Source organism: Pseudarthrobacter sp. MOO14 (genome assembly GCF_058267675.1).
The window spans coordinates 247,194-266,141 of the sequence record NZ_CM177849.1 but is presented as its reverse complement, the minus strand read 5'-3'; the positions used below and the strand labels follow the sequence as shown (position 1 = coordinate 266,141).

General features: G+C 65.2%; 17 protein-coding genes. 1 reads left to right on the top strand and 16 read right to left on the bottom strand.

Annotated elements, in window-relative coordinates:
- The first annotated feature begins 41 nt into the window (after positions 1-41).
- Positions 42-389, top strand: coding sequence for an RNA polymerase-binding protein RbpA (locus AC4EEV_RS01205; protein WP_018761356.1), 348 nt, complete (start codon positions 42-44; stop codon positions 387-389).
- A 73-nt stretch (positions 390-462) separates the two neighbouring features.
- On the opposite strand, the gene AC4EEV_RS01200 is transcribed toward AC4EEV_RS01205, so the two are convergent.
- The 16 genes from AC4EEV_RS01200 to AC4EEV_RS01125 all read right to left on the bottom strand — a co-directional run bounded on the left by AC4EEV_RS01200 (position 463) and on the right by AC4EEV_RS01125 (position 18,936).
- On the bottom strand, positions 463-1,206 hold the full coding sequence (locus tag AC4EEV_RS01200; RefSeq protein ID WP_018761355.1) for a polyprenol monophosphomannose synthase: 744 nt from the start codon (positions 1,204-1,206) through the stop codon (positions 463-465).
- Positions 1,207-1,301: 95 nt separating this feature from the next.
- Entirely contained in the window at positions 1,302-2,951 is a 1,650-nt protein-coding gene (locus AC4EEV_RS01195) for an amidohydrolase (RefSeq protein ID WP_285318073.1), read from the bottom strand.
- A 57-nt stretch (positions 2,952-3,008) separates the two neighbouring features.
- Positions 3,009-5,933 (bottom strand): DEAD/DEAH box helicase, encoded by a 2,925-nt coding sequence (locus tag AC4EEV_RS01190; protein WP_109044590.1) that lies wholly within the window; start codon positions 5,931-5,933, stop codon positions 3,009-3,011.
- Between the two features lie 20 nt (positions 5,934-5,953).
- The gene (gene tatC, locus AC4EEV_RS01185) at positions 5,954-6,748 is read right to left on the bottom strand and encodes a twin-arginine translocase subunit TatC (protein ID WP_018761352.1); all 795 of its coding nucleotides are present in this window, start codon (positions 6,746-6,748) and stop codon (positions 5,954-5,956) included.
- A 48-nt stretch (positions 6,749-6,796) separates the two neighbouring features.
- Positions 6,797-7,069: a Sec-independent protein translocase subunit TatA gene (gene tatA / locus AC4EEV_RS01180; protein WP_109044591.1), complete on the bottom strand. Its 273-nt coding sequence runs from the start codon at positions 7,067-7,069 to the stop codon at positions 6,797-6,799.
- Positions 7,070-7,101: 32 nt separating this feature from the next.
- Positions 7,102-7,449, bottom strand: a complete 348-nt coding sequence (locus AC4EEV_RS01175; RefSeq protein ID WP_018761350.1) for a hypothetical protein — start codon at positions 7,447-7,449, stop codon at positions 7,102-7,104.
- Positions 7,450-7,458: 9 nt separating this feature from the next.
- On the bottom strand, positions 7,459-9,444 hold the full coding sequence (locus AC4EEV_RS01170) for a helix-turn-helix transcriptional regulator (RefSeq protein WP_491329967.1): 1,986 nt from the start codon (positions 9,442-9,444) through the stop codon (positions 7,459-7,461).
- A 103-nt stretch (positions 9,445-9,547) separates the two neighbouring features.
- A complete protein-coding gene (locus tag AC4EEV_RS01165; RefSeq protein WP_018761348.1) occupies positions 9,548-9,943 on the bottom strand; it encodes an FKBP-type peptidyl-prolyl cis-trans isomerase in 396 nt (131 codons plus the stop codon).
- Between the two features lie 66 nt (positions 9,944-10,009).
- Complete coding sequence (locus AC4EEV_RS01160; protein WP_491329966.1) at positions 10,010-10,978, bottom strand: FKBP-type peptidyl-prolyl cis-trans isomerase; 969 nt, start codon at positions 10,976-10,978, stop codon at positions 10,010-10,012.
- A 113-nt stretch (positions 10,979-11,091) separates the two neighbouring features.
- Entirely contained in the window at positions 11,092-12,456 is a 1,365-nt protein-coding gene (pafA, locus tag AC4EEV_RS01155; protein WP_018761346.1) for a Pup--protein ligase, read from the bottom strand.
- A gap of 9 nt (positions 12,457-12,465) precedes the next feature.
- A complete protein-coding gene (gene prcA, locus AC4EEV_RS01150; protein ID WP_491329965.1) occupies positions 12,466-13,176 on the bottom strand; it encodes a proteasome subunit alpha in 711 nt (236 codons plus the stop codon).
- 1 nt (position 13,177) lies between these two features.
- The gene (gene prcB, locus AC4EEV_RS01145; RefSeq protein WP_491329964.1) at positions 13,178-13,999 is read right to left on the bottom strand and encodes a proteasome subunit beta; all 822 of its coding nucleotides are present in this window, start codon (positions 13,997-13,999) and stop codon (positions 13,178-13,180) included.
- A gap of 80 nt (positions 14,000-14,079) precedes the next feature.
- The gene (locus AC4EEV_RS01140) at positions 14,080-14,283 is read right to left on the bottom strand and encodes a ubiquitin-like protein Pup (RefSeq protein ID WP_018761343.1); all 204 of its coding nucleotides are present in this window, start codon (positions 14,281-14,283) and stop codon (positions 14,080-14,082) included.
- Between the two features lie 84 nt (positions 14,284-14,367).
- Positions 14,368-15,987, bottom strand: coding sequence for a depupylase/deamidase Dop (gene dop, locus AC4EEV_RS01135; RefSeq protein WP_491330924.1), 1,620 nt, complete (start codon positions 15,985-15,987; stop codon positions 14,368-14,370).
- Between the two features lie 50 nt (positions 15,988-16,037).
- Entirely contained in the window at positions 16,038-17,789 is a 1,752-nt protein-coding gene (arc, locus tag AC4EEV_RS01130) for a proteasome ATPase (protein ID WP_018761341.1), read from the bottom strand.
- Positions 17,790-17,871: 82 nt separating this feature from the next.
- Positions 17,872-18,936 carry a tRNA (adenine-N1)-methyltransferase gene (locus AC4EEV_RS01125; protein ID WP_018761340.1) on the bottom strand — a complete coding sequence of 355 codons (1,065 nt, stop codon included), beginning with the start codon at positions 18,934-18,936 and terminating at the stop codon, positions 17,872-17,874.
- Positions 18,937-18,948 lie beyond the last annotated feature (12 nt).

Here is an 18,948-nt window from a genome sequence, read left to right as displayed (position 1 = left end):
TCGCGGAGTTTTCATCCGCGAACCGACCAGAGGGAGAAATCATGAGCGATCGCAGCCTGCGGGGCATGCGCCTTGGTGCGCAGAGCATGGAGACCGAGTCCGGAGTTGAGCCGGCTCCGCGCCAGCGGGTCGAGTACCGTTGCGAGGATGGCGAGCAGGTCTTCGTCACGTTCTCCTCCGAGGCGGAAATTCCTCCGGTATGGGTCTCCAAGACCGGCAAGGAAGCGCTCCTGGTAGACGGCGAAAAGCCGGATACGAGCAACGACAAAGCAGTCCGCACCCACTGGGACATGCTGCTGGAACGCCGGTCCCTTCCTGAGCTGGAACAGATCCTTGAGGACCGCCTCACCATTCTGCGCGAACGCCGTGGAGAGCGCCGCTCCGCTTAGGCCACGCAAAAACGAGGGGGCGTCCCCGCACTTCCAGTGCGGGGACGCCCCCTTTCTTTAACCGTGGTAAGGGCTACGAGTTTGTGTTTTTCACTTTGCCGGCGAGCGTGTTCCAGCGAGCCGCGAGTCCCCACTTGGTGACGTTGATCATGGCTTCCACCACGATGTTGCCGCTCATCTTCGAGGCGCCCAGTTCGCGTTCGACGAAGGTGATGGGGCGTTCTTCGATACGGAGGCCGAGTTTGGCGACGCGCCAAGCGAGGTCCACCTGGAAGCCGTAGCCCACCGAATCCACCTGGTCCAGGTTGAGCTTTTCCAAAGTGCTTCGGCGGAAGGCGCGGTAGCCGCCGGTGACGTCCTTGATCCGGAGGCCGAGCATCAGCCGGGCGTACGTGCTGCCCACACGGGAGATTGCCTGCCGGTACAGCGGCCAGTTGACCACGCTGCCGCCGGGGACCCAGCGCGAGCCCATGGCCAGGTCTGCGCCCTGCTCAATGGCTTCAAGGAGTTGCGGGAGCTGTTCGGGCTGGTGCGAGCCGTCGGCATCCATTTCGACGAGGACGTCGTAGCCGGCTTCCAGTCCCCACTTGAAACCTGCGATGTAGGCCGCCCCAAGGCCTTCCTTGCCTTTGCGGTGCAGGACGTGGACCTGGGGATCCTCCGCGGCGAAGCCGTCGGCCAGGGTGCCGGTACCGTCGGGGCTGTTGTCATCGACCACCAGTACGTCCGACGCCGGAACAGCCGTCCGCAGGCGCTGGAGCGTCTTGGGCAGCGATTCCAGTTCGTTGTAGGTGGGAATGATCGTAAGGACGCGCACGAAGGGCCTTTCCTGGTGGAAGTGGTCGGAGCACCTGGTGCCGGGCTGGCCGGCGGTGGGCGCAACTACCCATTATAGGGCGGTAGAAACCGGGCTCAGGAACGCAAGGCCGGGCTGGCAAACAGTTCGGCTCCGTCTTTCACGGTTTGGAGGCACACGGGATCCGAACCCGTGTCCAGCGCCGGCAGCAGCGGGGTCCTGGCACGCGGATCCGTACTCCATGATTGGACCCGGCCGTCAGCCACCTGGACCATCAGTTCTTCCACCTCCCATACGGCGAAACTTGCCGGGGCTCCGGGGACGAGTTGCCCGGCCATCGGGTTGGTGTGCCGGGCGGCCCTCCAGCCGGCGCGGGTGTGGCCCAGGAACGCGGCACGTGCGGAAATTCTTTCGCCCTCGTTGTGGTGCTCCACGCACGCGCGGACACTGGACCAAGGACGCAGCGGGGTCACCGGGCTGTCGCTGCCAAAGCAGACTGGGACCCCTGCTGAGTAGAACGAGGCGAACGGATTCATGGACCGGCTCCGCTCCCCCAGTCGTTGCTCGTAAAGCCCGCCGGGTCCGCCCCAGGCTGCGTCGAACGCCGGTTGGGCGCTCACAGTCACCGAATAGGAAGCCAGTTTTTCGACGGCGGCGGCATCCACCATTTCAACATGCTCGAAGCGGTGGCCGGCGGCACGCACCCGCTGTGCGCCGACCACTTGGGCGGCACGGTCGAGCGCCTCCAGGGCAACGTCCAGCCCGGCGTCTCCAATCACGTGGAAACCGCCTTGGATACCGGCCAGAGAACAGGCGGCGAGATGGGCTGCGGCCTGCTCGACGTCCAGGTACGCAGCGCCGCGCTCGTGGCCGGCGTCGCTGTAACCGGCCCGCAGGGCGGCAGTCCGGGAGCCAATCGATCCGTCAATATTCAGGTCCCCGGCGAGCCCGCGGATGCCACCGCCGAACTGCGCAACGAGGGCGCGGGCCTGCTCCTCGGAAGATACCGCCTCGCCCCAGTACGGCAGGATTTCGGGAACCGGCCGGGCCGATGCATCCTGTGCGTTCCATGCGACGGCGCTCTTGAGATCGTCCAGGCCGCCGATGTGGGGCGCCCCCATCTCGGCGAGGGCGACGTACCCGTTGGCGGCAGCCTCGGCCAGGGCGCGGGCCTGGTGCTGCTTCAGGGCCCCGGCCGGCAGCTTCCGTGTGGCCAGCCGCGCTGCGGCGTGGGCTGCCCGGATGACCCTGGCTCCGCCGTCGAACCCGTCCTGGCCCTGAAGGGCCGCGGACCGGGCAAGCGACGGTGAGACGAGCGCCGAGTGCACGTCAACCCTGGAAAGGTAGACCGGCCGGCCTCCGGCCGCCCGCTCCAATTCGTCCGCCGTGGGCAGCGTGGGGTCCGCCCATGTGGTCTCATCCCAGCCGTGCCCCAACACCGTGCCTTCGCCCTTAGCGCCGGCGACGGCGTCCAGGAGCTCCCGGGCAGACGTTGCTGAGCCGAGTTGCAGGGAGTCCAGGGCGATGCCGGTTTCCGTCAGGTGCATGTGCGAGTCCACGAAGCCCGGTGCCACCAGTGCGCCGCGGAGGTCGATGACCTCCATCGAGCTGTCGGCGATGGACGCAGCCGCCTGTTCAGAACCAACCCAGGCGACGGTGTCGCCATCCACCAGCATGGCTGTCGCGAATGGGTCCGCAGCGGTGTAGACGGATCCGTTGCGGTACAGGACCGGAGCGGGGCGGGACGTGGCAGCGGGATTGGGCATGGTGGGCAGGACTCCTGGGGTGTGAACAGGCCGACGCCGGCCGGCGGGGTGGAAAGGTCAGAGAACAGACGAGTAAGCGACGACGCCGCGGCGGATCAGGGTGATGGCTTCAACGCACAGCCGGGACAGGCGTGGATCAAGGCCGGGAATTTTGGCCAGTTGGTCAAGCAGGTCCACAACCTGCTTGACCCAACGGACGAAGTCGCCGGCGGCGAGGTCCGTCCCGCTCAGGACATCCTGCAGATGCCGTCCCCGGGCCCACTTGTACAGCGGCCAGACGAGTCCAAGTTCGGGTTCGCCGGTCAGCGGAAGCTTGTTCTCCTCCTCCACGTCCTCCAGGGCGGACCACTCCCTGACCACGATGTCCACGGAGGTCTCCAGCGAGACGCTGGGCATCCGTGGCCGCAGTCCCCGGTCCTCCCGCTTGGCCTGGTACACCAGGACGCTGGCCAGCGCTGCCACCTCTGTGGCGTCAAGGTCGTCGAAGGCACCCAGCCGCAGGGACTGGGAGATGAGCAGGTCCTTCTCGCCGTAGATCCGGCGCAGCCGCTGCCCGTCGGGACTGATGACAAGCCGGCCGTCTCCCGTGTCTTCCAGGTAGCCGTAAGCGGACAACACGTCGCAGACCCGGTCGAAGGTTTTGGCGATGGTATTGGTACGGCCCTGGATCTGCCGGACCAGGCCATCCGTTTCCCGCCGCAGCTTCCACCAGCGCTCGGACCACCGCGCGTGGTCTTCCCGTTCGCTGCACCCGTGGCAGGGGTGCGCCCGGAGGGCACGCCGGAGATCGGCAATGCGCTTTTCCTGGTTGGGCAGCGCCGCTCCGCGGCCGAAGTCGTGGTTCCGGTTCTGGCCGGGCGCGGGTGGGCGGTTCTCCCGCAGCGCATTCCGCGCCGAGGAGGCGAGGTCCCGGCGTGACTTGGGCACCTTGGCGTTGAAGGACTTGGGGATCCGGATCCTGGTTACGGGCGCGATGGGACCCTCAAGGTCGTCCGTGCCGATCCGCCGGAGCTGGTTGTCCAGCGTGAGGACGGCCGGCCGCGGTTCGCGGCTGCCGTGGTCGGAACTGAGGACGACGGCGGGTCCTGGCGCGCGTCCACCCGGAACGTTGACCACGTCTCCGGGCAGCAACCGGGCCAGCGAGTCGTCGCTCAGCGACTTCTGCACACGGGACTTGGTCCGGGACGTGGCGTTCTCGGCGTCCGACAATTCCCTCCGCAGCCGGGCGTACTCGGTGAAGTCGCCCAGGTGGCAGGTCATGGATTTGGCGTAACCGGCAAGGGATTCTTCCCTGCTTCGGACCTGCCTGGCGAGACCCACCACGGAGCGGTCGGCCTGGAACTGGGCAAAGGACGATTCGAGGATTTCGCGGGCCCGGGACCGGCCAAACTGTGCAAGCAGGTTGATGCTCATGTTGTAGGTGGGCCGGAAACTCGAGTTCAGCGGGTAGGTGCGCCGGGAGGCGAGGCCGGCGACCGCCGTCGGGTCCGTCCCGGGCTGCCACAGCACCACGGCGTGGCCTTCGACGTCGATGCCGCGCCGGCCGGCGCGGCCGGTGAGCTGGGTGTATTCGCCCGCGGTGATGTCCACGTGGGCCTCACCGTTGAACTTGTCCAGCTTCTCCAGCACCACCGAACGCGCGGGCATGTTCACGCCGAGGGCAAGGGTCTCCGTGGCGAAGACGGCTTTGACCAGTCCGTCGGCAAAGAGTTTCTCCACCACCTCTTTGAAAGTGGGCAGCATTCCGGCGTGATGGGCAGCGAAACCCCTGAGCAGTCCGTCGCGCCAGGTCCAAAAGCCCAGGACATCAAGGTCGTCCGGTGGGATGTCCTGCCCGGCTTCGTCTACCCGCTGCGCGATGATCCGCTGTTCGGTCTCCGTGGTAAGCCACAGGCCGGATGCGACGCATTGGGCGACTGCCCCCTCACACCCGGCACGGGAAAAGATGAAGGTGATGGCCGGCAGGAGGTCCATCCGGTCGAGGCTGGCGATCACCTGGGGGCGGCTGGCCCTGCGCACCCCTGCGGGTTCGCTGCCACGGACCGGGCGGTCATCGCCGCGCCGGCCGCGCTGGCCGCGCTTTCCCGGTCCCTGCCGGCTCCGGAAGCTTTGCTGGATTTCGCGGCGTGCCACATCAAGCAGTTCAGGGTTGACGTCAAAGCCGCGGCCCTTGGCGTCTTCGCGGGGTTTGGCCTGCGCGGGCGCCTCATCGATTCCGTCCCCACCGGGCGGGGCGATCTCGTCGAAGGTGGTTTCGCCGGCGAACAGGTCCATGATCCGGCGGCCCACCATGACGTGCTGCCATAACGGTACCGGCCGGTGCTCAGAGACAATGATGTCTGTGTCGCCGCGCACGGTGTCCAGCCACGCCCCGAATTCTTCGGCATTGGAGACGGTGGCGCTCAACGAAGCTACCTGGACCTCGCTGGGCAGATGGATGATGACTTCTTCCCAGACCGCCCCGCGGAACCGGTCGGCCAGGTAGTGCACTTCGTCCATGACCACGTAGCCAAGGTCGCCAAGCGTGGCAGAGTCGGCATACAGCATGTTCCGGAGGACCTCGGTGGTCATCACCACCACCTGCGCGTCGCCGTTGATGCTGGTGTCGCCGGTAAGGAGCCCCACGTTGTCCGCGCCGTACTTCGCGGCGAGCTCGCTGAATTTCTGGTTGCTGAGCGCCTTGATGGGCGTGGTGTAGAACGCCTTCAGGCCACGTTGCAGGGCCAGGTAGATGGCAAACTCGCCAACGATGGTTTTGCCCGCGCCGGTGGGGGCCGCCACCAGGACTCCCCTGCCTTCCTGCAGTGAACGGCAGGCCTGCCGCTGGAAGTCGTCAAGCTCGAACTCGAGGGTTCCGGAAAACTGTCCCAGGTACGTGGCGGCTTCAGCCCTGCGTTCGGCGCTGGCACGGTACCTTTCAGCGGGAGACAGTTCTTCTGAATCGGTGGGCCCGGTGGAGAACGGCCCGGTGTTGGAAGACATATCCCAAGCCTAGCGGCAGGCTAGAGCTTCTTGAGTTCACTGCTCGGGGTGGCTACGTCTGCGGTGGCCTCGGTTTCGGCAACCTGCTTGGCCTGGCGGCGGTCACGCCGCTTGTCATTCATGATGCAGATCCCAATGGCGGCAAAGAACAGCGCCAGCAGGGGCCCGGCGAGCATGAACATCGAGATGGCATCCGCGCCCGGGGCGGCGATAGCTGCCAGGACGAAGACGAGGAACACCGTGATGCGCCACGCTTTGAGGATGGTGCGGCCGGACACAAGGCCTGCCATATTGACGCCGACCAGGACCACCGGAACCAGGAACGCCAGGCCCAGCATCAGCACCATGCGCGTGACGAATTCGATGTAGGTGCGTGCATCGATCACACTTGAGGAGCCTGCGGGGGTGAATTGCGTCAGCGCATGCACCACCTGGGGAACCACCAGCCACCCCACCCAAATGCCGGCAAGGAACAGCGGGATGGCGGCGGCCATGTAGCCCAGGGTGTAGCGGCGTTCCTTGGACGTCAGGCCGGGAGTGATAAACGCCCACAGCTGGTAGATCCAGATCGGGCTGGAGATCACTGCCCCAATGAGGAGCGACATCTGGAGCTTGAAGTCAAAGGGTGAGGCGATGGTCCCGAAGTTGATGGCGGCTAGGCCGCCGGTTTCATCGGAGATCCTGTTGACCGGCTCGGCCAGCGCCTTCAACAGCGGATCGTAAAGTATCCAGCCCCCAATGCCGCCGATAACGACGCCGATGGCCGACTTGATCAGCCGGTTCTTCAGCTCCTTGAGGTGCTCCCAGAGGGACATCCGTCCCTCTGGGTTGGCTTTACGGGCCCGCGACAGTGCCACGGGAGGTCAGGCGCGGGTCGACGGCGGAACGTCAGTGCCGTCTGTCGGCTCACCGGGCTTCGCCTTGGGATGGTTCACGATGGTGCCTTCCACCGGCCCGGAGGGCTCGGGGGGCTCGGCTTTTCCGTCGTTCTTCATTTCCTTTACCTCGGATTTGATAATCCGCATTGACTGGCCCAGGCTGCGGGCCATGGCCGGAAGCTTGGGGGCGGCGAAAAGAAGCAAAGCTACGACGATGATAATGACGATTGGCCAGGGGCCATCAAAGAGTCTTCCCACGGGAAATCCTTTCCTCTAAATACATCCTACTTCTATGTGAAGTCGAGATCTCCGAACGCCTGCGGCTGGCCCCGGTCCTTTTTGCGCTGCACTCGACGGCGGCGGCGTTCTTCCTGCCTGGCCGATTTGGATGCCTCGTAATCATGTCTCATGACAGCGGGCGAGGCAAAAACGGCCGAACCCGGCGCGACACCTAATGGAGCGGCGGGCTCCTCCGGCAATCCGGCCGGACCCAGGCTTCCCAGCCTGGCGGCAGCCTCGCTGAGGTCCCTTACCGTAGCCATGAACTGGCGGTAAAGGCGGATGCCCAACAGGACATAGAACAGCAGGGACACCGCAACAAGCGCTATCCAAATCAGGATCCAGGACCACCAAGGCATGCTGGAAGTCTATCCGTCGTAGGTTGCCAGCGACGCCGCGAGCCACTCGCTTGCCGCCGCGGCAAGTTCCGCCGGCGCCAGGATCCTGGCCGTGCCCCCGTGCTGGGCCACGAACATGGGCAGCCACGCAGTGCTGCCAAACCTGATCTCGGCCACCAGGCCGCCGTCGGGCAATTCCGCGGTGCGCTCCGCGTAATAGTCGTCCGCCAGGCCCCTCCCCTGCCGGGTGAGCTGGATGATCACTGTGGTGTCGTCGTCGTTGGGGGTGAAGAGTTTGGCGGGCACGCCGCCGCCGGGCGTGGCGTGGCGGCCTGCAGGTGCGCCGTTGGGGTGCACCTCCTGCACCCGGTCCAGGCGGAAGTTCCGAAGTCCTGACACGCTGTGGCACCAGGCTTCGAAATACCAGGTGTTGTCCAGCGAATAGAGCCGTAGGGGGTCGACATCCCGGATCGTGACCGCGTCCCGCTGGGGCGAGAGGTAGGTCAGCCGCAGCTGGGAGCGGGTTTCAATGGCCTGCCGGATGGTGGCATGGGTGTCGGCGTCTGCTGGTGCCACCTGGGGTCCGGCAATGGAGGCCGCCTGGAGGCCTTCCTCACCGGCTGCGGCGAGCAGCTTGAGGGTGACCGATTCCAGTGCACCGCCGCCGGGCAGGTCGGGCAGGCCGTTGAGCGTTTCGAGGCCCGTCAGCAGTGCGCAGGCTTCCTCCACGGTGAATCGGACGGGACGCTTCAAGTCCAGATCCTGGGAAATGAAGACGTGGCCGTCTTCCCATTGGATATCAAGCAGGTCATCCGGGTAACCCTCGGGCAGCCCGGAGCAGATGAGGATCTGGAGATCAGCCTCCAGTTCCTCGCGGGTGATCCCGAAATGCTTTGCGACATCCTGGATGTGCAGGCCCTGGTTGTGGACCAGGAAAGGGACCAGTTGGAGCATGCGCTTGAGCTGGTCCTCGGAGGTCCGCTTGCGGGCGGCCCGGGCGTGGACGTCGACGAACGTGTAGGCGGGGATGGGTGCGGCGCTGAAGGCGGCGGCGGCCCTAAGCCGGCGGCGCACGGCAGCGGCGAGGTCTTCCGGGTCCACCACCAGCGCGTCCGGCCCGTAGGAGGCGAGTTCCTCGGCAAGCACTTCCGGATCCCGGTATTCCAGGACAAGCCGGTCAAAGCCGTCGGCGGGCGGTCCGCCCGGCACCTGCGTTGCGGCGGCTCCGGCACGGCTCCGCAAGGCGAGGAGGCGCCCCTTCCTGACGTCCACGACGGCGGCGCGCAGCGGCAGTTCAGGCAGCCGGTCCAATGCGGCGCGGATACTGAAGTCCGCGGGCGGGGCGTACTGGTCTTTGCTTAGTACCGTGACGGCGCTGGTGAACCGGGAAAGACGGAAATGCCGGGGCGCGTTGCGGATGCGGTCCTTCCCCATCAGGTACCACTGGCCAAAGCGGCTGCCAAGGCCCCAGGGTTCCACCACCCGTTCTTCCTCCTTGCCGGTGCTGCCGGCCAGGTAGGTGAAGCTGACCGGATGCCGGGCATGCATGGCGGTGACGATGTCATCAAAGGCTTGTCCGGCGGGCTTGATCCGGGGCTGGACACCGGCGGGCAGTTCAACGTCCGCCAGCTGTCCGGAGGCCTGGATTTTGCGAAGTGCGCTCTGGGCCGCCGCGCCCAGGGCCGCCCGCTCCCAGAGCTGCGAGGCGAGCAGCAGGACGGTCCATTCTTCTGGTGCCAGCTGGACGTCGGGGAGCCTGTTGGATTCCTTGCCGATCCGGTAGCGCGTGGTGGCGGGGTCGTCTTCGCTCCAGCCGGTATCCGTGAGGGTCTCGACGTCGAAGCCCATCGCCCGCAGGTCGTTTTTGTCGCGCTCGAACATCCGTCCAAATGCGACGTCGTTGCCGGAGGCGTCGTGGTAGACCTTCTCCCGCAGTTCACTGCGCCGCAGCCCATAGCGGGTATTCAGGAGCGCGATCAACAGGTTGAGGAGTCGTTCAGTGCGGGATACGGACACCTTGGCTACGTTACTAAACTCCTCCGCCTTAAACCGAAAGCGCGGCAGCACCGGGAAACATCCCCGTGCTGCCGCGCCTGTGGTTGGTGCGGTGTGCTGAAAGTCAGCGGACCCCGACGAGGTCCACAACGAAGATCAGCGCCTCGTTGGGCTTGATCGCTCCACCGGCTCCTCGGGAGCCGTATGCCAGTTCTGAGGGGATCTCGAGGCGGCGGCGGCCGCCGACCTTCATGCCCAGCAGGCCCTGGTCCCAGCCCTGGATGACCTGGCCGACGCCGACACGGAAGTCCAGCGGTGCGCCGCGGCCCCATGAGGCGTCGAACTCTTCGCCCGTGGACCAGGCCACGCCAACATAGTGGGTGGAGACGGTGTCGCCCGCCTGGGCTTCCCGGCCGTCGCCCTCAATGATGTCGGTGATGACCAGTTCCGTGGGGACGTCGCCTTCCGGAAAATCGATCTCGGGCTTCTGGCGGTCGAATTCCCGCTGTCCAAACGACATGCTTGCTCCTCTGCGTGAGTGTACTGGTGGGTGCCGCGAAAGGATGCGGCCTCCTTGTAAGTGTTGCTACTTGACCCCGAGGATGTCCACTACGAAGACAAGGTCACCCTTCGCCTGGCCCTGGCCGGCGTCGCCATAAGCCAGGTCCTTGGGGATGACGAGCAGGACACGGGAGCCGACCGTCTTGCCGGCCAGGCCCTGGGTCCAGCCCTTGATGACACCGGTCAACGGGAAGGTTGCCGGTTGGCCGCGGTCGAAGCTGGAATCAAACTTTGTGCCGTCGGCGAGGTTGACGCCAACGTAGTTCACGGTCAGGGTGTCGGATTCCTTGACGGTGGCGCCCGTGCCCTTGATCAGGTCCTGCGATACGAGGGATGTGGGCGCGGGGGCACCCGCAACGTTGATTTCCGGCTTGCCGTCTTTTTCCGTCACGGTGGGCAGGCCGGGAGGCGGCGTCACGGTCTCGCCTTGGGGCTTGTCCAGGACGGGCGTGGAGTCGGCAGCGGAAATGACTTTGATGATCAGCAACTGGGTGGGATCAGCTGCAGCGCTCGGGCTGGGGCTGGCGCCGTCGGACGGGCTGGGGCTGGCTGACGGGGCACTTTGCTGGCCGGGGACGGCCAAGGCCAGGCTGGATCCGACCTTCGCGCCAACGAAGGCGTTGTAGATGACCGGGCTGCTGGTCTTGAGGTCGTCGGTCAGCTTGAGGCTCTCGGGCTCGCTGGGGAACGTGTCCTCCAGCTGGGATCCGTCGGTGCCGTTCAGGGCCAGGATCGAAATCTTGGCTACCTGGTTTGCCTTGACGGCGTCGCCGCTGCCTTGGGAAACGACCTTGATGGTCGGTTCAGTGACGGACAGGGGCTTGTCGAAGTCCACGCCCGGGGCCTTCTTGTCCCCGTTGTCCGTGAGTTTGAGGGAGTCGAACTTTGCAGTCTCCCCGGCGGACTGGCTGGTGGGCTCAGGCTGTGAAGCTGTGCCTCCACAGGCGGTCAGCAGCAGCAGGCCGGGAAGGAGGATTGCTAGTAGTCGGCGCACGTAGGAAACTTTCGTCGGGGCAAGATGGATACGGCATTCCGCATGGCAGCGGACAATGCCGTGGCAGGTCCCGTTAAAAGGACCTTATCCAGAATAGACCCTGAAGCTGGACGTCAGCCCATAGAGTCGAGCAGGGCATCCACGCGCTCATCCACGCTGCGGAACGGATCCTTGCAGAGAATGGTCTGGTGGGCACGGTCGTTGAGCTTCAGGTGCACCCAGTCCACCGTGTAGTCGCGGCCCAACTCCTGCGCGCGGCGGACAAAGTCGCCCCGCAGCTTGGCGCGCGTGGTTTGCGGCGGCGCGTCCACGGCTCCCTTGATGACGGTATCGTCAACGATCCGGCGCACGGCACCGCGGGACTGCAGCAAATAGTAGATGCCCCGGCTGCGGGAGATGTCGTGGTACGTCAGGTCCAGCTGGGCGATGCGTGGAGCCTCCAGGCCCAGGCCATGGCGTTCGCGGTAGTTGTCCATCAGCTTCTTCTTGATGGCCCAGTCGATTTCGGTGTCGATGCTCCTGGTATCACCGGTCTCGATCGCGTGGAGGGTCCGTTCCCACAAGTCCAGGATTACTGGAACGTGCGGGTTGTGCGCGCCATGTTCCTGGACGAAAGCGGTGACCTTGGTGAGGTACTCCTGCTGGATCTCCAGGGCGGTAAGCTGGCGGCCGTTGGCGAGCCGCACGAGTGCCCTGCCGCTGAGGTCATGGGAAATTTCGCGGATGCTCCGGATGGGGTTTTCCATCCGCATGTCGCGCATGATCACGCCTGCTTCGATCATCCGCAGGACCAGGTCCACGGTGCCCACCTTCATGAGCGCTGTGGCCTCTGACATGTTCGAGTCCCCGACAATGACGTGGAGCCGACGGTAGAACTCGGCATCCGCGTGTGGCTCGTCCCGGGTGTTGATGATGGGGCGTGACCGGGTGGTTGCGGAGGATACGCCCTCCCAAATGTGGTCGGCACGCTGGGAGAACGCGTAGGTGGCTCCGTGCGGCGTCTTGAGGATCTTTCCGGCCCCTGCGATGAGCTGGCGGGTCACCAGGAAAGGGATCAGGATCTCCGCGAGGCGGGAGAATTCCCCGCGCCGCGGGATGAGGTAATTCTCGTGGCTGCCGTAGGAGTTCCCGGCGGAGTCCGTGTTGTTCTTGAACAAATAAACGGTGCCATTGAAGCCCTCCGCCGCGAGCCTGGCTTGGGCTTCGTCCACGAGGTCGTCGAGGATCAGCTCGCCCGCGCGGTCGTGGGCGATCAGCTGGGCAAGGTCATCGCACTCGGCGGTGGCGTACTCGGGGTGGGATCCAACATCGAGGTAGAGCCGGGAACCGTTGGTGAGGAAAACATTGGATGAGCGTCCCCAGCTGACCACCTTCCTGAAGAGGTACCGCGCCACCTCTTCGGGAGCAAGAGGCCTCGAATCGGGGCTTGAATACGAGATCCCGAATTCGGTTTCGATACCGAAGATTCTCTTGTCCATGTGGTCCTCCTAGGCCAGCAATGCCGTAATGTCCGCGTCGTTCAGCCTGCGGAAGGCGCGCCGTGTCCCGCGGGAGCTTTCGGAACGCCTGTCCAGGACCGCCACTTCGAGGGCGCTTGCGGGCAGCGGGGTGGGCGGTTGGTCCGCGTCCGCGGCGGGGGTCAGCCCTTTCAGGGCCAGGCGGACGGCGTCGGCGAACCCCAGGGAGACCTGCCAGCCGGCGTCGATGGCGGAGGAGACTTTCTCGGCCTGCCCACCCATGACGACGAAGCTGTGTTCGTCTGCGATCGAGCCGTCGAAGGTCAGGCGGTACAGGTGGTCGTCGGCCTGGGTGGGGCCCACCTCGGCGACGGCAAGCTCCACCTCGAAGGGCTTTTGCTCGGCGGTGAAGACTGCTCCGAGGCTTTGCGCGTACACGCTGGCCAGCCCGCGGGCGGTGACGTCCTCGCGGTCATAGGAGTAGCCGCGAACGTCGGCGTAGCGGACACCTGCCTGGCGGAGGCTTTCAAATTCGTTGTATTTCCCTACGGCTGCGAAAGCGATCTTGTCGTAAATCTCGCCGATCTTGTGCAGTGACGGGGAAGGGTTCTCCGCGACCAGGGCGATGCCGTCCGCGCAGCTGATCACTACCACCGAGCGGCCGCGGGCGATGCCCTTCCGCGCGAAATCCGCGCGGTCCTTCATCAGCTGTTCAGGCGAGACATAGAACTGCTGCGTCATCTCAGGCCTCCCGTCCGGCGATGGTGCGGGATTCGATGATGTTCCGCGACGCGGCCGATAGTTCGGCGTCCGGAACCCGCCGGGCGCCCGTCCTGTCCACTGTATAGACCACCGGCCACAACTGCCGGACGATATCCGGACCGCCTGTGGCGGAGTCATCGTCCGCCGCGTCGTAGAGGGATTCCACGGCCACGGACAGCGCCTCGGCGGCGGTGAGGTTGGGCCGCCAAAGCTTCTTCAAGGCCCCGCGGGCGAAGACTGAACCCGAGCCCACCGTGTGGTGTTCGTGTTCCTCGTACCTGCCTCCGGTGACGTCATAGGAGAACAACCTGCCCACGTTGGCGCCCGTGTCGAAGCCGGCGAAGAGCGGTACCACTGCCAGGCCCTGCAATGCCATGGGCAGATTGCCCCTGATCATGGCGCCCAGCCGGTTTGCCTTTCCCTCAAGGCTGAGCTGGGTGCCCTCGATCTTTTCGTAGTGCTCAAGTTCAACCTGGAAGAGCCGGGTCAGGTCGATAGCAATTCCTGCGGTTCCGGCGATGCCAAGGACCGAGAAGCGGTCGGCGGGGAAAACCTTCTCAATGTGCCGGCTGGCAATGACATTGCCCATGGTGGCCCGCCGGTCGCCCGCCATCAGGACGCCGTCGGTGTAGCTCATCGCTACGATCGTGGTGGCGTGGGGAACCTGCACGGGGGCAGCCGCTGACGCGCTGCCGGAGAAGGACCGGCTAAAGGGTAATAGCTCCGGCCGGTCACGCTGCAGATGCTCGGTAAAGGACGAGGTGGCGTTGGCGGCTACCTGGTTGGCGGTTGATTCCTGCACTCATCACTCCTTGAACGTGGTACCTCAACGTCGGTACAGATTCCGGCCGGCCGCGGCTTCCGCCACCCATCGGGTCCGGGTTATTGGCCGCCCTTTTGGACGAAGGCCCGGACGAATTCTTCGGCGTTCGATTCCAGCACGCCGTCGATTTCATCCAGGAGGTCGTCCACGCCTTCGGTCGACGCCGATGCCTGCGCCTCGGGCGGTGCCGGGGGTGCCTCGGGAATGTCGTCTTCGACCTGGCTGTCACGTGACTGCGGCTGCTGTTGCTCCTGGCCTGCCATCGGTTTCCCTCCTCGTTCTTCCGGCGGATCCGGCGGATCCTCCGATATCCCCATCCTGCCACGGGACGGGCATTCCGGCGCGGTTTACGCCGCAGGCGGAGTGCTGTTGTGTCCCAGCAGTTCTCCCAGGAACGGTCCGGCTTCCCGGTAGCGCTCAAACAACGCTCCGGTCAGCTCTTTGGTTCCCCTCAAGGGCTCCCGGGTGGGCACGCGTTGGAGCCGTCCGTAACCCGGTACGTCGAAGATCACCGAATCCCAGCTGGCGCCCACGACGTCCTTGCCGAAGCTGCTGATGCACTTGCCGCGGAAGAACGCCCGCGTGTCCTCCGGAGGCTCCGCCACTGCGGCGGCGATGGCGGCGTCATCCACCACACGCTGCATCCGGCCCCTGGCGAGCATGCGGTAGTACAGGCCTTTTTCAGGCCTGATGTCGGACCACTGCAGATCCACCAAGCCGAGCCGGGCATCACTCCATTCCAGTCCATCGCGTTGCCGGTAGCCGTCCAGCAGGGAGAGTTTCGCCAGCCACTCCACCGACCCCGCAGCCGCGGTGCGGTCGTTGTCCAGCTGCGTCAGGACGGTAGCCCACCGTTCCAGGACGTCGTGGGTGTGGCCGTCGCCATCCACGGCGTCACCCACGCCGGTGTCCTGCGCAAGTTTTGCGGCGCCCTCGTGGTACATCCACTGAAGGTCCAGCGCCGTCACCCGACGGCCGTCCAGGAGGCGCAGCTTGGCGGTCAGCGACGTGTCGTGGCTGACCGTCTTCAGTGCGGTAACAGGCTCGTAGACCTCGATTTTTGGTGCCAGCCCGGCTTCGATCAGGCTGAGGACCAGGGCGGTGGTACCGAATTTGAGGTAGCTGGACACCTGGCTGAGGTTGGCATCCCCAATGATCACGTGCAGGCGCCGATACTTGTCCGCGGTGGCGTGCGGCTCGTCCCGGGTGTTGATGATGGGCCTGCGGATGGTGGTTTCCAGCCCGACTTCCGCCTCAAAAAAGTCGGCCCGCTGGCTGACCTGGAAACCGGGGACTGAACTGTCCTGGCCCAGTCCCAAGCGTCCGGCTCCGCACACCACCTGACGGCTGACGAAGAAGGGTGTCAGTCCACGGACAATGTCGCCAAATGGTACGGATCGGGGCATGAGGTAGTTTTCATGCGACCCATAGGAAACGGACTTGTTGTCGGTGTTGTTCTTGTAGAGATTGACCGGAGGAAGGGCAGGGTCGGCTGCCAGGCGCCGGACAGCGGCCAGGACGACCATGTCGCCCGCTGCGTCCCAGGCCACGGCATCGCGCGGGTTGGTGACCTCGGGGCTTGAGTACTCCGGGTGGGCATGGTCAACGTACAGCCGTGCCCCGTTGCCAAGGACCATGTTCATTAACAGGGACCCGGACTCGTCCTGGCCGTCGAGCTCAAGTTCCTCACGGCCGTAGGCCAACGCTACGGACTCGGCGTCAAGCACCGGTGGCTGGTCGGTCAGCTGGCTGGGATGCGCCGATCCGCGGTCTACCGTCCAGCCCCGGGCATCGTGCAGGGGTTCTTCATCCGTGTAGTCCCACCGGGTTTCCGCTCCCCCGGCGGCCCGCTGCCGGGTGACCTGGGCATAGGCCTGGACAACGCGGGCACTCATCATGGTGGCGTTGGCCGAGGGTGCCGAGGGAGCATGGATGCCGTATTCGGTTTCCGCTCCCATCACCCGCATGGCCCCGCCGGCAGGGAGGGCGTCCCCGACGGCGGGTCCTGATGCACCCGTCACAGATACTGTCCCGTGGTGGGCATGGTTTCGATCGACTTCCCGGGCTCCTGCCCGGCTTTGCCTTGGACGATGGTTCGGATGTAGGTGATCCGTTCGCCCTTCTTCCCGGAGATGCGCGCCCAGTCGTCAGGGTTGGTGGTGTTGGGCATGTCCTCGTGTTCGCGGAACTCATCCACCACGGCGCGCAGGAGATGTTCGATCCGCAGTCCCTTCTGGTGCGAGGTCAGCAAATCCTTGATGGCGTACTTCTTGGCCCGGTCCACCACGTTTTGGACCACGGCGCCCGAGTTGAAGTCCTTGAAGTAGAGCATTTCGGTATCACCGTTGGCGTAGGTGACCTCCAGGAACTCGTTGGACTTGTCCGTGGAGTACATGGCTTCGACGGTGCGCTGGACCATGGCGTCTACCGTCGCCTGGACGTCACCGTTGTGTTCGGCCAGGTCCGATTCGTGGAACGGCAGGTCGGGTGTGATGTATTTGTTGAAGATGTCTGCGGCGGCTTCCGCGTCCGGGCGCTGGATCTTGACCTTCACGTCCAGCCGGCCCGGCCGGAGGATCGCGGGGTCGATCATATCTTCACGGTTGGACGCACCGATCACGATCACGTTGTCGAGGCGTTCCACGCCGTCGATCTCGCTGAGGAGCTGGGGCACGATGGTGGTCTCGACGTCGGACGAAATCCCGGTGCCGCGGGTACGGAACAGCGAGTCCATCTCGTCGAAGAAGACCACTACGGGGCTGCCGTCGGAAGCCTTTTCACGGGCGCGGGAAAAGATCAGCCGGATGTGCCGTTCCGTTTCGCCCACATATTTGTCAAGGAGTTCGGGCCCCTTGATGTTGAGGAAGTAGCTCTTGAGATCCACGTTCCCGGACCGCTCTGCCGCCCGGGCGGCGAGGGAATTGGCCACCGCCTTGGCGATCAGCGTTTTGCCACAGCCGGGGGGACCGTAGAGGAGGATGCCCTTGGGGGCCTTCAGCCCGTGCTCCCGGTAGAGGTCCGGATGCAGGAACGGCAGTTCGACTGCGTCGCGGATCTGTTCGATCTGGGGCCCGAGGCCGCCAATGTCCTCGTAGGTGATGTCCGGGACTTCCTCAAGGACCAGGTTCTCCACCTCGGAACGCGGAACCTTTTCCAGCGCATATCCGGTGCGTGAATCGATGGAAAGGGCATCGCCGACCCTGAGCTTTTCGGCCAGGAGGGCGCCGGACAGGCGGACGACGCGTTCTTCGTCCGCACGGCCCACCACCAGGGCGCGGTCGCGTCCCAGCATCTCCTTCAACGTGGCGAGCTCGCCGGCCCGCTCATAGCCGAGCCCGGCGACGATCAGGAGCGCCTCGTTAAGCAGTACTTCCTGCCCGACCGCCAGCTGGTTGATGTTGACCAGGGGGCTGATGCCCACCCGCATCTTCCGGCCGGCATTAAAAATGTCCACTGATTCCTCGGTGGCGGCCTGTCCGCTGCTGCCCGGGGCGGGTTGCCGTTTGGGATTGATCTGCAGGATGGTGCCGAAGCTGTACGGCGGCTGTCCTTCCTGGTCCAGGGCGTTCTTAAGTCGCAGGATTTCCGCTTTCGCGGTCTCAAGCATGGTGACCAGCTTGGTGTTGTTCTGGGTTGCCGCTGCGAGCTGGCGGTCGATGTGCCTGAGCTTGTCCCGAAGTATGTTGACCTGGCGGTCAGCAACCGAGAGGTCGTTGGCGGCAGACTGCTCTGCCGGTGTACGTCCGGAGTCCTGGTTTGGAGTCTCCATGATGTATCAGCCCCTTCCTGCGCTTCTCTTAAGACATTAGTCCCAAGAAGGCGGGTAGGGATGGAGACTCCCGAAATATGGACTAGTTCGTAACCTCGGGGGTGTCCACGACGTTCGTGCCGGCAATGGCGTCGCGGGCGGCCCGGCGGAGTTTCTTGTCCGACACCGCCCGCTCCCCTACGGCACCGGGGGTCCAGGCATTGACGTCTTCTTCGTTGAATTCGGTCTTCGAAGGACGGCGCTTCACGGAGATTCCGGTGACCCCGTCGGCGAGCCGGCGGGTGACCAGGAGGAACCCGGTGTGGGCCACCATGCGGTGGTCGGGGCGTACCGCCAAACCTTCAAGGTGCCAGCCGCGGACCATTGACTCCCAGGCATCGGGTTCCGTGAAGCGCCCGTCGGCGCGGATGGCCTCAGCCGTCCGGGAGAGCTGCGTGACGGTGGCGACGTAGTTGATCCACACGCCGCCGGGGGCGAGGACCGTGGCCACGGCGTCGAGGCATTCCCAAGGTGCCAGCATGTCCAGGACCACCCTGTCGACGGAGCCGGGGGCCTCGGCCTTGACCACTTCCTCCTGGAAGTCGCCGAGCGAAATCTGCCACGCAGGGTGCGGGCCGCCGAAGATGGTTTCCACGTTGCCGCGGGCGATGTCGGCGAATTCCTCGCGGCGTTCGAAGGAGTGGAGGTAGCCGTTGTCGCCGACCGCACGCAGGAGCGAGATGGACAGGGCACCCGACCCGACGCCGGCTTCCACCACGCGGGCGCCGGGGAAGATGTCCGCCATGGTGACGATTTGGCCCGCGTCCTTGGGGTAGACGACGGCGGCGCCGCGCGGCATGGAGAGGACGAAGTCGGAAAGCAGCGGGCGCAGTGTCTGGTACTGCTGGCCCACATTGTTCACCACGACGGAGCCATCCACCTTGCCGATGATCTCGTCGTGATTAAGGAAGCCGCGGTGGGTGTGGAAAGCGCCGCCACGCTCCAGGGTGATGGTGTTCATCCGGCCGCGTTCGTCGGTCAGCTGGACGCGTTCGCCCTCGCGGAAAGGGCCGCGGCGACGGGCGGCTCCCACCGGCTGCGAGCCGCTGGCGGCAACACTGGATGGTGCTGCACCCTTGGCGTCGTTGACGGCAGTTTCGCTGCTCATGATTTTTCCTCG

Excerpts from the sequence above, each read along its gene's own strand:
- arc (WP_018761341.1), bottom strand. The coding sequence starts at position 17,789 with ATGGAGACTCCAAACCAGGACTCCGGACGTACACCGGCAGAGCAGTCT.
- AC4EEV_RS01125 (WP_018761340.1), bottom strand. The coding sequence starts at position 18,936 with ATGAGCAGCGAAACTGCCGTCAACGACGCCAAGGGTGCAGCACCATCC.
- dop (WP_491330924.1), bottom strand. The coding sequence starts at position 15,987 with ATGCGGGTGATGGGAGCGGAAACCGAATACGGCATCCATGCTCCCTCG.
- AC4EEV_RS01175 (WP_018761350.1), bottom strand. The coding sequence starts at position 7,449 with ATGCCTTGGTGGTCCTGGATCCTGATTTGGATAGCGCTTGTTGCGGTG.
- tatC (WP_018761352.1), bottom strand. The coding sequence starts at position 6,748 with ATGTCCCTCTGGGAGCACCTCAAGGAGCTGAAGAACCGGCTGATCAAG.
- pafA (WP_018761346.1), bottom strand. The coding sequence starts at position 12,456 with ATGGACAAGAGAATCTTCGGTATCGAAACCGAATTCGGGATCTCGTAT.
- AC4EEV_RS01190 (WP_109044590.1), bottom strand. The coding sequence starts at position 5,933 with ATGTCTTCCAACACCGGGCCGTTCTCCACCGGGCCCACCGATTCAGAA.
- AC4EEV_RS01195 (WP_285318073.1), bottom strand. The coding sequence starts at position 2,951 with ATGCCCAATCCCGCTGCCACGTCCCGCCCCGCTCCGGTCCTGTACCGC.
- prcA (WP_491329965.1), bottom strand. The coding sequence starts at position 13,176 with ATGACGCAGCAGTTCTATGTCTCGCCTGAACAGCTGATGAAGGACCGC.
- AC4EEV_RS01205 (WP_018761356.1), top strand. The coding sequence starts at position 42 with ATGAGCGATCGCAGCCTGCGGGGCATGCGCCTTGGTGCGCAGAGCATG.
- AC4EEV_RS01140 (WP_018761343.1), bottom strand. The coding sequence starts at position 14,283 with ATGGCAGGCCAGGAGCAACAGCAGCCGCAGTCACGTGACAGCCAGGTC.
- AC4EEV_RS01165 (WP_018761348.1), bottom strand. The coding sequence starts at position 9,943 with ATGTCGTTTGGACAGCGGGAATTCGACCGCCAGAAGCCCGAGATCGAT.